Below are 12,861 nucleotides of genomic sequence, written 5' to 3' on the forward strand. Positions count from 1 at the left end.
GGGAGTGGTCCGGCGTTGTGGTTGGGAATGGAGTGCATTGTTGGATCGCCTCAATTGCCCTTCTTTGTGGGAGTTGGTGAGGTAGTATGCAAGGCTTAATTTGTAGCACGTGCTGTCCCCTCTCCCTGTGGGAGAGGGTTAGGGTGAGGGGCCGTTACCATGCTGGTGTATTTCACAGCCTGCCTTCGCAGCCACAAACCTGAATCACCTTTTGCACCACCTGCTGCATCGCCAGCTTGGCGGGCTGCATATAGTGGCGCGGATCGTTGGCCTGCGGATGCTCCGCCAGATGCTGTTTCAGCGCATCGGAAAAGGCGATTTTAAGCTCCGTCGCCACGTTCACCTTGCAGACACCCAGCCGAATCGCCTGCTGAATATCGGCGTCCGGCAAACCCGACGCACCATGCAGCACCAATGGCACGCTGACCCTGTCGCGGATCTGTCCAAGGCGGATGAAATCCAGCTCTGGCTTGCCCTGGTAAAGCCCATGTGCCGTACCAATCGCCACCGCCAGTGAATCGATGCCGGTGGAACGCACAAACTCCTCGGCCTGTTGCGGCGAGGTATAGCGGGCATCCTTGGCATCGACGCTGATGCCATCTTCAACGCCACCAAGCCGCCCCAGCTCTGCCTCAACGCTGACATCATAACGATGGCAAAACTCGGTCACCTGCCGCACCAGGGCGACATTTTCCGCAAAGGGCAGGTGTGAGCCATCAATCATGGCCGAGCGGATCCCAGCATGCACTTTAGTTTCAATATCTTGCAGGGTTTCATGGTGATCCAGATGTACCGCCAGCGGGATGCGGTATTCGGCGGCCAGCTGTTTGACAATGGCGACCACGTTAGCCGTTCCCGCATAGAGATAGGTGCCCGGTGTACCGGCCAGGATCACTGGCGAGCGCATGTGTGCGGCGGTTTCTGCCACCACCTGCATGGTTTCCAGGTTATGAATGTTGAAGGCAGGTACGGCATAGCCCTGTTGTTGTGCCTTCTTCAGCATATGGTTGGTCGAAATGATATACACCGCCTGCCTCCTGTTTTCTTTTATTACGGTATCTTTCGATATTCATCATCTGATCGAAAGGTAAAATAAGCAAACAGTTATTTTGCGGTTGTGATGAGGATCGGCAAAAGATCGGGGGAAAATGAGGCTGAAGCAGGGGGGATGGAGAAGGGAAAAGTGGATGGCCGCCCAGGCAGGCGACCATCATCGAACTTATTCTGGTACGACCCAGTTCACCAGGTGGTGACCGATACCGGACGGCACCAGTACCTTGTGTAGCCACGGCAGCACGTTGTTCATCTGCTGTTCCAGCTTCCAAGGTGGGTTAATCACGATCATGCCTGAAGCCGTCATCCCGCGTTGATCGCTGTCGGGTTTCACCGCCAGCTCAATTTGCAGGATACGGCGGATGCCGGTCGCTTCCAGCTCTTTGAGCATGCGTTTGATCTGCTGGCGCATCACCACCGGATACCACAGGGCATAGGTGCCGGTAGCAAAACGTTTGTAGCCTTCCTGAATACCTTTCACCACGTCTTGATAATCGGTTTTCATCTCATACGGTGGGTCCATCAGGATCAGGCCACGGCGTGACGGAGGTGGCAACTGCGATTTTAGCTGCTGGTAGCCATCGGCACGCTGCACTTTGGCGCGCTCGTCTTTCTGGAATTCGTTACGCAACAGCGGGAAATCACTTGGGTGCAGCTCTGTCAGATGGATTTTATCCTGCGGGCGCAGCAACTGGCGGGCGATCAGCGGTGAGCCTGGGTAGTAGCGCAGGGTGCCGGAACGGTTGAAGTTGTGCACTACGCTCATGTAGGCCGCCAGCTCTTCTGGCAGATCGTCACGTTGCCACAGCAGGCCGATGCCTTCCAGGTATTCCCCGGTGCGCTCGGCATGCTCACCGCTCAGCTGATAGCGCCCGGCACCGGAGTGGGTATCCAGGTACAGCAGCGGCTTATCTTTTTCTTTCAGCGCCTCAATGATCAGGCTCTGAACGGTGTGCTTGAGCACGTCGGCGTGGTTGCCGGCGTGAAAACTGTGGCGGTAACTTAACATGGCGTTTTTATCCGATTGATTTTAATACACTATTATCGAAAGCATTTATTCTGGCAGGTTGAGGGTGCTAGACGTGAAAAAGCCTGAAAAAACCTGGCTTAAAACTATGCGACTTCCTGAGCCTGCATTGTTGCATATTTTTGGTTTACCTGGATATCGAAGTCGGTAAACAGTGCGACAGGTTTAACGCTACGCCCGTCTTTCTCCAGCCTGACAAAGCCATGTGAATTAAGCGTTTTTAGGGTAACCGACAGATTACTGATTTTTCGGCCTGAAAGATCGGCCAACTCCGTTAGCGTTTTTGGTTTTTGCTCATCCATCAACCGCAGCAGCGCTATATTTTCATTGCTTAGCACCTGCGCGAGGGCAATCATGGAGGTAAACCAAACCTTTGGTTCCCCTGGCTCGGGCTTGTAATCTCCTTTGGCTATCGCCAGCGTTCTCCTGCGTATAAGATCTTCAGACATTACACCGATCAGTGCTTTCATACGCCTACCCTCTCTTTTCTCTTTCTGCGATCGCTTCATCCATCTTCTCAAAGAAGTCCTGGAGCAACTGGGATGCGGAGGTAAACTCATAAGGGTACCCCTTATCTCTGGGCGTTCTATGGATATGGTCATATACCAGTCGCCCAGTATACTTGCCTTTCTTCGGTGGTTTTATGGCGTGGGCGTTATCCATGCCAAACACCCTCGTGTTGTGCTTATCATGCAGCGTGAGGTTGTATCGGATGCCATGTGGAATAAAATTATTGGGCTTAACTTGCCATGCCTCAATTTTCCACCAGTAGCCATCCTCTCGGTAAACTCGTTGTCCATGTAATTCAATGAGATAATCTAAACTAGGATCATGTTGCATATCTCTTCCTTGTGACATTTATGATCTAATCATAATATAGAGGGGGTTGAAATTCAAACAATCCTGTCGTTTAGATTGGTGACAAGGTGGCGATATTGCTCAATTTGTAGGGGCGCCGTATCGTTCATTCCCCCTGTGCTCCGGCTAACTCAAGGCCATAAACTGGCGTTGCTCAGTATGTGTTCAATATCTTGGCGAATAAACTCAATCATGCCTGGGAGCTGTTAGATTAAATTGGTATAGCACTGGGATGAATGAAACACCCGCTAGCGAAGAAGCAGGTGATGACCATTGATTTTCCCGCTGGTTGGCACCATGTTAGAAAGAAGCTTATCTTTGTCTGGCCTGATGTGCGCATCGGGTCCACCACCCTAATCAGGACTGCCTCTATGACCAATGCGTTGCTGACACCGTTTGCCTTACCGCCTTTTTCTGCCATTCGCCCTGAAGATATCGTTCCTGCGGTGACATCCGCACTGGCCGACTGCCGTGCTGCGGTTGAGCACGTCGTGGCACAACCAGGACCGTTTACCTGGGAAAATCTGTGTCAGCCGCTGGCCGAATCTGACGATCGCCTGTCACGCATCTGGTCACCTGTTGGTCACCTAAACTCGGTGAAAAACAGCCCGGAACTGCGCGAAGCTTACGAGCAGGCGCTGCCGCTGCTTTCCGAATACGGTACTTGGGTGGGCCAGCATGAAGGGCTGTACCAGGCCTATCGTAATCTGAAAGACGGCGAAGGCTTTGCCAAACTGACCGCGCCACAGCGCAAGTCGGTAGAAAACGCGCTGCGTGATTTTGAGCTGTCGGGCATTGGCCTGCCAAAGGAAAAACAAAAGCGTTACGGCGAGATCGTGGCGCGTCTGTCTGAGCTGGGTTCGACCTACAGCAACAATGTGCTCGATGCCACCATGGGCTGGAGCAAGTTGATTACCGATGTGAATGAGCTGAGCGGCCTGCCGGAAAGCGCATTGGCCCAAGCCCAGGCGATGGCACAGGCCAAAGAGCAGGAGGGCTGGTTATTGACGCTGGACATGCCGAGCTATTTGCCGGTGATGACCTATGCCGATAACCAGGCGCTGCGTGAAGAGATGTATCGCGCCTTCACCACCCGTGCCTCCGATCAGGGGCCAAATGCCGGTAAGTGGGATAACAGCGAAGTGATGGCGGAAACGCTGGCTCTGCGCCACGAACTGGCGCAACTGCTGGGTTTTGCCAGCTATGCGGACAAATCACTGGCGACCAAGATGGCAGAGAGCCCAGAGCAGGTGCTCGGTTTTCTGAGCGATCTGGCCAAGCGCGCTCGCCCACAGGCAGAGCAAGAACTGGCACAGCTACGAGCCTTTGCCAAACAGCACTATGGTGTGGATGAGTTAGAGGCTTGGGATATCAGTTATTACGGAGAAAAGCAGAAGCAACATCTGTTCTCCATCAGTGATGAGCAACTGCGCCCCTACTTCCCGGAACAGCGCGTGCTGGAAGGGCTGTTTGAAGTGGTTAACCGTATTTACGGTATCACCGCCAAAGAGCGTCAGGGTGTTGATACCTGGCATCCAGAGGTGCGTTTCTTCGATCTGTTCGATGCCAAAGGTGAACTGCGCGGCAGCTTCTATCTGGACTTGTATGCCCGCGAGAACAAGCGCGGTGGTGCATGGATGGATGATTGCGTCGGTAGCCTGCGCAAAGCCAATGGCGAATTGCAAAAGCCGGTTGCCTATCTCACCTGTAACTTTAACCGCCCGCTGGGTGACCAGCCGGCGCTGTTTACCCATAACGAAGTCACCACGCTGTTCCATGAGTTTGGCCACGGTCTGCACCATATGCTGACGCAGATCGATACCGCTGGGGTTTCCGGTATCAACGGTGTGCCTTGGGATGCGGTAGAGCTGCCAAGCCAGTTTATGGAAAACTGGTGCTGGGAGCCGGAGGCATTGGCATTTATCTCTGGTCACTTCCAGACTGGCGAACCACTGCCGAAAGCCCTGCTGGACAAAATGCTGGAAGCGAAAAACTATCAGGCGGCGCTGTTTATCCTGCGTCAGCTGGAGTTTGGCCTGTTCGATTTCCGTATGCACGCCGAATACAGCCCGGAAAAAGGGGCGCAGATCCTGCCAACCCTGGCCGAGGTGAAGAAAATGGTGGCGGTGATCCCTTCGCCGAGCTGGGGCCGTTTCCCACACGCATTCAGCCATATCTTTGCCGGTGGCTATGCGGCGGGTTACTACAGCTACCTGTGGGCGGAAGTGTTGTCGGCAGACGCCTACTCGCGTTTTGAAGATGAAGGGATTTTCAACGCTGAAACCGGTCAATCCTTCCTCGATAACATCCTGTCACGCGGGGGTTCCGAAGAGCCGATGGAATTGTTCAAACGCTTCCGTGGCCGTGAACCGAAGCTGGATGCTATGCTGCGCCATTACGGTATAAAAGGGTAACCCGCCAAGTGAGCGTGTTTTTATTGTGTGAAGCAGGCGCCGATCCCGGCGCCTTGTCTATTTTGGCCGATCGTTGGCAGCTAACCAGCGACGAAAATGCGACGATGGCGCTGGTGCTGACGCCAGAACGGTTGGAGCTGCGCAAGCGCGATGAGCCAAAGCTTGGCGCTATCTACGTCGATTTTATCTCTGGCCCGATGGCCCATCGGCGGCGTTTCGGCGGTGGCCGTGGCGAAGCGGTGGCCAAAGCGGTAGGCATCAAAGGCAGCTATGTGCCTAACGTGGTGGATGCCACTGCCGGGTTAGGGCGTGATGCGTTTGTGTTGGCATCGCTGGGTTGCCAGGTTCGCATGTTGGAGCGTGATCCGGTCGTCGCTGCGTTGCTGGAAGATGGTTTGCAACGGGGCTATCAGGACGCGGAGATCGGTCTTTGGCTGCGTGAACGCATGACGTTGCTTCATGCCTCCAGCCTGACGGCGCTGAGCGATCTCGATCCACGCCCGGAAGTGGTGTACCTCGACCCAATGTATCCGCATAAGCAGAAGAGTGCGTTGGTGAAAAAAGAGATGCGGGTATTTCAGTCGCTGGTGGGCAGTGATGATGATGCCGACGGCTTGTTGGAGCCTGCCCGCAGGCTGGCGACCAAAAGGGTCGTGGTGAAACGACCGGACTATGCCCCTCCGCTGGCCGATGTTCCCGCTCATGCTGCCACGACCACCAAAAATCACCGTTTCGATATTTATATGCCGCTGTAAGATAAACGTGAGGGGGCATTCATTGAGCCTCCTCACATTTCCCATGTTCATTCTGCAATGTCACTGGTAACGCTGAGATGTGCGTCGCATAATCCTGTTTAATTACAATCAACTATAATGAAACAACATGATGAAAAAGACGCTGCTTTCCCTGCTGCTTTGCTTGAGTACCTCTGCCATGGCCGCTGAACCGGTAAATATCACCATTCTGGGCACCTCCGATCTGCATGGCACCTTTGTGCCTTGGGATTACTCTACCGACACCGAGAACCTGGCAGGCAGCCTCAGCCAGATAGCCACTCAGGTGCATAAAGTTCGTGCCCAGCAGCCGAACGTGATCCTGGTCGACGCCGGGGACACCATTCAGGGCAACTTTGTTGAAACCTTCAAGAATGACAAAACCAGCCCGATGATCCTCGGCTTTAACGCGCTGGACTATGACGTGTGGGTGATGGGCAACCACGAGTTCGATTTTGGCCTGAAGGCGCTGGCAACCCCACTCAGCCAGTTCAAAGGCACCGCGCTGGCGGGCAATATCGTCTGGGACAGCGGCAAGCCTTATCTGCCTGCCTATAAGATCGTTGAGCGCCAGGGGGTGAAGATTGGCATTATCGGCATGGATACGCCGATGACCGCTGAGTTTGCCAAGGGCACCGATCGCATCGACGGCCTGACGTTTACCGATCCGGTGCAGGCGGTGAAAAAGGTGATCCAGCAGATCCACGGCCAGGTGGATGCCATCGTGCTGGTGGCCCACATGGGGATCGATAATGAGAACCAGCGGCCAGGCACTGGCGTGGGCGATATCGCTCGAGCCAACCCGGAGCTGGCGGCGATCGTGGCCGGGCATATGCACGTCAAGGTGGATAAAGAGGTGATCAACGGCGTGATCGTCACCGAGCCGGACAAATACGGCCGTGCGCTGTCGCGTATCGATCTGCAATTTGAGCAGCAAAATGGCAAATACGTACTGATCAATAAAGACAGCTACACCTATCCGATCAAAGGCATCAGCTCCGATAAAAAGCTCGAAGAGATCTACCAACCGTTCCATACCATCCTGCGTGCCAATGCCAACCGGCCGATTGCGCAACTGACCGGTCAGGATCTGGTGCCGCCGGATGCGGTAAAAGGTATTCCACAGGTACATATTCAGGATACCGGCATCAGCGCCCTGTATCAGGAGGCTGCTCGTCACTACGCACCTAAGGCGCAGGTGATCGCGTTGCAGATTGATAACGACAGGCCGAAGCTGAACGTGGGCACCATCACCGCCAAGGATATCGCCTTCAACTATCAATATGCCGGTGGTGAAATCACCGTCTACCAGTTGACCGGTAAAGAGCTGAAAAAGTACATGGAGTGGTCAGCGGACTACTTCAACCAGCAGCATGATGGCGATGTCACCTACAGCTTTAACCCACAGCGTCGATCGTCCAAATACTCAACCAATGACTTCTTTGATGGTGTGACCTATACCATCGATCTGCGTAAACCCGTTGGGCAGCGCATCACCGAGTTGAAGTTGAACGACGGCACCCCAGTGACCGACAGCACGCCGATCCAGTTGGGGATGAACAGTTATCGCATGGGCCACCTGACGCAAAAAGGCGGCGTACTGGAAGGTATGCAGTTCCCGGTGCTGTCAGATACCAAGGCGGAATTTGGTGAGGAAGCGGGGACTATCCGTAATCTCACCATTCGCTATCTGACCGAGGTGAAGAAGGGTGAATACCAGGGCAAAGCGATGCACCGCTGGAAGCTGGTGGGGCTGGAAGGGTACGAACGTGAGCGCAAGATTGTGGACAAGTTGCTCAATGACGGCAAGATCAGCGTACCAACCACCGATGATGGGCGCTATACCAACGTAGCCTCCATCAACGTCAAAGAATTACTGTTTAGCGATCCGCAAAAGATGAAGCAGCAGGTTGCGGCACTGCAACAACAGGCGCAAGCAGCGACCGATCCGGTCATCAAACAGCGGCTCAACGATCGGTTGGTGATTATCGAAGCCATTAATTGAGGTAATACTCAGTTAACCAGATAAAAAAATGCCGGCGAATCTGCCGGCATTTTTCATTCAGGATAAGGTTAGAGCACGCCCTGAGCCAGCATCGCATCGGCAATCTTAACGAACCCGGCAATGTTGGCGCCGTGAACGTAATGCGTTTGCTTGCCTTCGCCGCCGTATTCGACGCAGGACTGATGGATATCCGCCATGATGTGACGTAAACGGATATCGACCTTCTCTGCCCGCCAGTTAAGGCGCGCGGCGTTTTGCGCCATCTCCAACCCGGAAGTGGCAACACCACCGGCGTTGGCGGCTTTGCCCGGTGCGAACAGCACGCCCGCTTCCAGGAAGGCATCGGTGGCCTGGATGGTGGTTGGCATATTAGCGCCTTCTGCCACGGCTTTGACCCCGTTGCGGATCAGCACCTGTGCGGCTTCCAGATCCAGCTCGTTCTGGGTGGCACAAGGCAGGGCGATATCCACCGGCACGTTCCACGGGCTTTCACCGGCCAGGTAGGTCAGGCCACGCTCGCGGGCATAATCGGCAACCCGGCCATAGCGCTGGTTCTTGATTTCGGCCAGATGCGCCAGTTTTTCAGTGGTGAAGCCAGCTTCATCCACCACGGTACCGCCGGAATCGGAAACGGTGATCACCCGCGCGTCCAGCTCCAACGCTTTCTCAATGGTGTATTGCGCCACGTTACCGGAGCCGGAAACCGCGACACGCATCCCTTCAAAGCCCAGACCATGGCGCTGCAGCATTGAATCGGTGAAGTACACCAGGCCGTAACCGGTCGCTTCCGGGCGGATCAGGCTGCCGCCGAACGACAGGCCTTTACCGGTGAATACGCAGCTGGTGTTGTTGGACAGCTTTTTCATCATGCCGGCCATAAAGCCCACTTCGCGGCCACCTACGCCGATATCCCCGGCTGGCACGTCGGTATCTGGACCTAGGTGACGATAAAGTTCGGTCATCAGCGATTGGCAGAAGCGCATGATTTCGCCCTGGCTTTTGCCTTTGGGATCAAAGTCTGCCCCCCCCTTGCCACCGCCCATAGGTAGCGTGGTCAGGGCATTCTTGAAGGTCTGTTCGAAACCCAGGAACTTCAGAATGGAGGTGTTAACCGAAGGGTGGAAACGCATCCCCCCTTTGTACGGCCCAATGGCGGAGTTGAACTGGATACGGTAGGCGCGGTTTACCCGTACTTTGCCCTGATCGTCAACCCAACTGACGCGAAACTGAATGATACGCTCAGGCTCTACCAGGCGCTCTAACAGGGCATGGTCACGATAATGGGGGTTACGTTCGATGAATGGCCACAGAGAGGTAAAGACTTCACGCACTGCCTGCAGATATTCCGGTTGATGCGAGTTATGACGTTGTAAGGATTTTAGAAAGGATTCTAGCGATACAGCCTGTTCCATGGATAGCTCCTGTTTAGCATATTGGTTCCCCTGTTTTTATGATGTGTCTCACAGTTGGGGAGGATGTTGTGTCTACCTCGACTATATCACTGTGGGGTGGCTGATTAACAAGCAATAAATAACAGGAAACCATGAAAAACGCCCGCGCAGGGCGGGCGTTGGCCAAACAGGTTAGCGAATACTTACTTTTCTTCGTCGCGCAGCGGCACAATCAACATATCAATATGTACCGTATTGATTAACTGGCGCGCAGAGGACATCAACTTGCTCCAGAAATCCTGGTGGTGTCCACACAATACCAGGTCCATATCGTATTTCTTAATCGCATCAACCAGCACCTGCGCCAGATCGCCGCTGCCGCTCAGGGTTTCGGTGATGGGATAGCCCGCATTTTGCGACAGCTCGGTTAACGCATGGTGGGTTTCTTCGGAAATACGCTTTTGCATATCGCCAAGGTTGACGTCGATCAGGCCGGTATACAGATCGGAATAGTTTACATCAACGTGGATCAGAGAGACTTTGGCATTGTACGGCCGCGCCATTGATACCGCTTTCTCGACCAGGATTTTACTTTCCGGTGATAGGTCAACCGCAATCAGTATGTGTTTGTAAGCCATGAGAATACTCCTTCCATATAATGCCGATTAAAGGGGGGCAGGCATTCAGTGTTCCAGCTTGGCGCTTTCGCCTTACCTGCATAGTACCATCCAGATAACACAATGATATGTTGGGGCGATCACACTGCACCGCATCAATCACCCTTGTTTATACGTTTACCCCACCCGTTTTACACCGCCGGGGCAAAAAATCCTATGGCTTATACGGCTATCCGCCGTTTGAACGATTGAATTATAAGCATTGTTGCTCAAAGTATAGCTTATGGCGGTTATCCGAGCGGAGAGTGGGTAGATGAAGAATTTGGCCCTGACTGTAAATTTTATGCGGCACCGGGATCTGTTTGCGTTTCATTATTCTACACTAGTGAATGTGGGCCCCACTTATTTCCTCTGATCGCTGTAAGACCTGTTCATCAAGCGGTCAGAGGTTGTGGGTAGTAACGGGTCCGTAAGGTGCTAGGGGGATGGGAGCCAAGGCTCCGGCAGCATAAGGTATGAAGTAGGGCCGTTGGCCCGGCGGGTGTCCGGGATAACAACGCCTTGAGGGGGCTATCATGATTAGTACCGTCGCGCTGTTTTGGGCATTGTGTGTGGTCTGTGTGATTAACATGGCCCGGTATTTTTCTTCTCTGCGTGCGCTGCTATTTGTTTTACGCGGCTGCGACCCGTTACTTTACCAATACGTCGATGGCGGAGGGTTCTTTACTTCGCATGGCCAGCCGAGCAAGCAGATACGGCTGGTGCGCTATATCTTTACGCAACGCTATATGGAGCACCACGACCCGGAATTCATTCGCCGCTGTCAGCGTGTCCGCAGCCAGTTTGTGCTGACTTCATCGCTGTGTGGGCTAGTGGTGATCAGCCTGGTGGCATTGGCGATCTGGTATTAGCCCGGCGATAGCAAGGCAAAAAAATGGCGGCCACTTTGGCCGCCATTGTTGTATCGAGCAATCGTCAAATCATTTTCAGCGCCAGCCAATACAGGCCACCGGAAAGCAAAATCGAGACTGGCAGGGTCAGAACCCAGGCCAACAAGATGCTCTTGATGGTTTTGCTCTGCACGCCACCGCCATCCACCAGCATCGTTCCGGCAACCGCCGAAGACAATACTTGGGTAGTGGAAACCGGCATACCGGTATAGCTGGCCACGCCAATCGACAGGGCGGCCGTCATCTGTGCCGACACCCCCTGAGCGTAGGTCATGCCTTTCTTACCGATTTTCTCACCGATAGTGGTAGCAACGCGTCGCCAGCCCACCATGGTACCGAGGGACAGCGCCAGGGCTACCGCGACGATAATCCAGGTTGGTGCATATTCAACGGTTTCCAACAGGTCTGAACGCAGATTCTTCAGGAAGCGTTGATCTTCCACTGAGGTTTCTGGCAGCTTGGCCACCTTGTCTGCAGTCTCGGTCACGCACATCAGCAGGCGGCGCAGATGGCTGCGCTGCTCTACCGTCAGCTGATCGTAGTTTTGCAGATTGTTCAGCAGGTCCAGAGAGCGCTCAACGGCAATCAGGGCACGTGAGCTGTCGCAGTGGAACTCAACCGGTTGATCAGGCGTTGGAGCCGCATTCTGAGGCGCAGGAACCAACGGCGTCTGTGTGGCCACGTGTGCCAGAGAATCGCCATGCTTTTGGTAGAATTGCTGCAGGTGGCTCACGGCATCGCGGGTACGGGTGATGTCATAACCGGTCGCGCTCATGTTGAGGACGAAGCCGGCAGGGGCAACACCGATCAGCACCAGCATAATCAGGCCGATACCTTTCTGACCGTCATTGGCACCGTGTGAGAAGCTCACGCCGATAGCCGACAGGATCAGAGCGATACGTGTCCAGAACGGTGGCTTACGTTTGCCATCGACCTTTTCACGTTCCGCCGGTGTCATATGAATACGCTGACGTTTTTTGGTATTGCTCCAATAGCGGCGCAGCATGAACACCATCAGCCCGGCAATGATCATCCCGATCAACGGGGAGAAGATTAACGACAGGAAGATGCTGATCATTTTTGGCACGTTCAGCGCGTCGACCACGGAGGTGTTGGTCACCAACGCATTGGTCAAGCCGACACCGATAATGGCGCCAATCAAGGTGTGGGAACTGGAGGCCGGTAACCCAAGATACCAGGTACCGAGGTTCCAGATAATTGCCGCCAACAACATGGAGAAGACCATGGCTAACCCGTGTGCTGAACTGACGTTCAACAACAGATCGGTTGGTAGCAGGTGCACAATGGCGTAGGCAACACTCAAACCGCCGAGCATCACGCCAAGAAAGTTGAACAGGCCAGCCATAACGACCGCAAGTTGCGAGCGCATAGCACGGGTGTAAATTACAGTAGCGACCGCATTGGCCGTATCATGGAAGCCGTTAATGGCCTCATAGAACAGCACGAACAACAATGCGAGAATTAACATCAGGCCGGTATGGAAATCCAGGCCAGTGAACAAATGCAGCATAAGCGTTACGCCAGGTTTGTGGACATGAACGCCGCGCATTATCGGCGACAACGGGTGTCGGGGAAAAGGAAAATATGACGTTTTTTTGATTTCTCTGATGTACAAGGGGTTTGAACACTGTTGAATCGATGCAATTTCAGCATGTTACTGCCGTTTATGTCCGTTACATTTTCTTACGTTGGCGTTGTCCTGCCGATGCCTTTACAATCCCCCACCGCGGATTTAGCGGTATACAGGCACGT

General features: G+C 54.0%; 11 protein-coding genes. 4 read left to right on the forward strand and 7 right to left on the reverse strand.

Annotated features, from left to right (window positions below; genetic code table 11):
- Positions 1 to 172: 172 nt before the first annotated feature.
- From ACMV5H_RS06995 to ACMV5H_RS07010, 4 genes are all read right to left on the reverse strand, one after another.
- Positions 173 to 1,027, reverse strand: coding sequence for a tagatose bisphosphate family class II aldolase (locus ACMV5H_RS06995; RefSeq protein WP_021807404.1), 855 nt, complete (start codon positions 1,025 to 1,027; stop codon positions 173 to 175).
- A 192-nt stretch (positions 1,028 to 1,219) separates the two neighbouring features.
- Positions 1,220 to 2,062, reverse strand: a complete 843-nt coding sequence (locus ACMV5H_RS07000; protein ID WP_021181782.1) for a 23S rRNA (adenine(2030)-N(6))-methyltransferase RlmJ — start codon at positions 2,060 to 2,062, stop codon at positions 1,220 to 1,222.
- Between the two features lie 104 nt (positions 2,063 to 2,166).
- Positions 2,167 to 2,550: a MarR family transcriptional regulator gene (locus tag ACMV5H_RS07005; RefSeq protein ID WP_039996185.1), complete on the reverse strand. Its 384-nt coding sequence runs from the start codon at positions 2,548 to 2,550 to the stop codon at positions 2,167 to 2,169.
- A 4-nt stretch (positions 2,551 to 2,554) separates the two neighbouring features.
- Complete coding sequence (locus ACMV5H_RS07010; RefSeq protein ID WP_115159370.1) at positions 2,555 to 2,920, reverse strand: DUF6516 family protein; 366 nt, start codon at positions 2,918 to 2,920, stop codon at positions 2,555 to 2,557.
- A gap of 389 nt (positions 2,921 to 3,309) precedes the next feature.
- On the opposite strand from ACMV5H_RS07010, the gene prlC reads away from it, so the two are divergent.
- The 3 genes from prlC (at position 3,310) to ACMV5H_RS07025 (ending at position 8,130) form a co-directional block, all read left to right on the forward strand.
- Positions 3,310 to 5,352, forward strand: coding sequence for an oligopeptidase A (gene prlC, locus ACMV5H_RS07015; protein WP_414821633.1), 2,043 nt, complete (start codon positions 3,310 to 3,312; stop codon positions 5,350 to 5,352).
- 8 nt (positions 5,353 to 5,360) lie between these two features.
- Positions 5,361 to 6,107 carry a 16S rRNA (guanine(1516)-N(2))-methyltransferase RsmJ gene (gene rsmJ, locus ACMV5H_RS07020; RefSeq protein ID WP_059199427.1) on the forward strand — a complete coding sequence of 249 codons (747 nt, stop codon included), beginning with the start codon at positions 5,361 to 5,363 and terminating at the stop codon, positions 6,105 to 6,107.
- Between the two features lie 130 nt (positions 6,108 to 6,237).
- Complete coding sequence (locus ACMV5H_RS07025; RefSeq protein WP_414821661.1) at positions 6,238 to 8,130, forward strand: bifunctional metallophosphatase/5'-nucleotidase; 1,893 nt, start codon at positions 6,238 to 6,240, stop codon at positions 8,128 to 8,130.
- 68 nt (positions 8,131 to 8,198) lie between these two features.
- On the opposite strand, the gene gdhA is transcribed toward ACMV5H_RS07025, so the two are convergent.
- On the reverse strand, positions 8,199 to 9,542 hold the full coding sequence (gdhA, locus tag ACMV5H_RS07030; RefSeq protein WP_065683977.1) for an NADP-specific glutamate dehydrogenase: 1,344 nt from the start codon (positions 9,540 to 9,542) through the stop codon (positions 8,199 to 8,201).
- A 182-nt stretch (positions 9,543 to 9,724) separates the two neighbouring features.
- Entirely contained in the window at positions 9,725 to 10,159 is a 435-nt protein-coding gene (gene uspA / locus ACMV5H_RS07035; RefSeq protein WP_021181773.1) for a universal stress protein UspA, read from the reverse strand.
- Between the two features lie 554 nt (positions 10,160 to 10,713).
- Between uspA and uspB the strand changes: the two genes are divergently transcribed.
- On the forward strand, positions 10,714 to 11,049 hold the full coding sequence (gene uspB, locus ACMV5H_RS07040; RefSeq protein ID WP_021181771.1) for a universal stress protein UspB: 336 nt from the start codon (positions 10,714 to 10,716) through the stop codon (positions 11,047 to 11,049).
- A 64-nt stretch (positions 11,050 to 11,113) separates the two neighbouring features.
- On the opposite strand, the gene pitA is transcribed toward uspB, so the two are convergent.
- Complete coding sequence (gene pitA / locus ACMV5H_RS07045) at positions 11,114 to 12,619, reverse strand: inorganic phosphate transporter PitA (protein ID WP_218520167.1); 1,506 nt, start codon at positions 12,617 to 12,619, stop codon at positions 11,114 to 11,116.
- Between the last annotated feature and the right edge of the window lie 242 nt (positions 12,620 to 12,861).

This window comes from Serratia sp. N21D137, assembly GCF_047530005.1.
GTDB lineage: Bacteria > Pseudomonadota > Gammaproteobacteria > Enterobacterales > Enterobacteriaceae > Chania > Chania fonticola_B.

Coding starts and splice junctions, on each gene's coding strand:
- ACMV5H_RS07010 (WP_115159370.1), bottom strand. CDS start 2,920: ATGCAACATGATCCTAGTTTAGATTATCTCATTGAATTACATGGACAA.
- ACMV5H_RS07005 (WP_039996185.1), bottom strand. CDS start 2,550: ATGAAAGCACTGATCGGTGTAATGTCTGAAGATCTTATACGCAGGAGA.
- prlC (WP_414821633.1), top strand. CDS start 3,310: ATGACCAATGCGTTGCTGACACCGTTTGCCTTACCGCCTTTTTCTGCC.
- ACMV5H_RS07025 (WP_414821661.1), top strand. CDS start 6,238: ATGAAAAAGACGCTGCTTTCCCTGCTGCTTTGCTTGAGTACCTCTGCC.
- uspA (WP_021181773.1), bottom strand. CDS start 10,159: ATGGCTTACAAACACATACTGATTGCGGTTGACCTATCACCGGAAAGT.
- pitA (WP_218520167.1), bottom strand. CDS start 12,619: ATGCTGCATTTGTTCACTGGCCTGGATTTCCATACCGGCCTGATGTTA.
- ACMV5H_RS07000 (WP_021181782.1), bottom strand. CDS start 2,062: ATGTTAAGTTACCGCCACAGTTTTCACGCCGGCAACCACGCCGACGTG.
- uspB (WP_021181771.1), top strand. CDS start 10,714: ATGATTAGTACCGTCGCGCTGTTTTGGGCATTGTGTGTGGTCTGTGTG.
- gdhA (WP_065683977.1), bottom strand. CDS start 9,542: ATGGAACAGGCTGTATCGCTAGAATCCTTTCTAAAATCCTTACAACGT.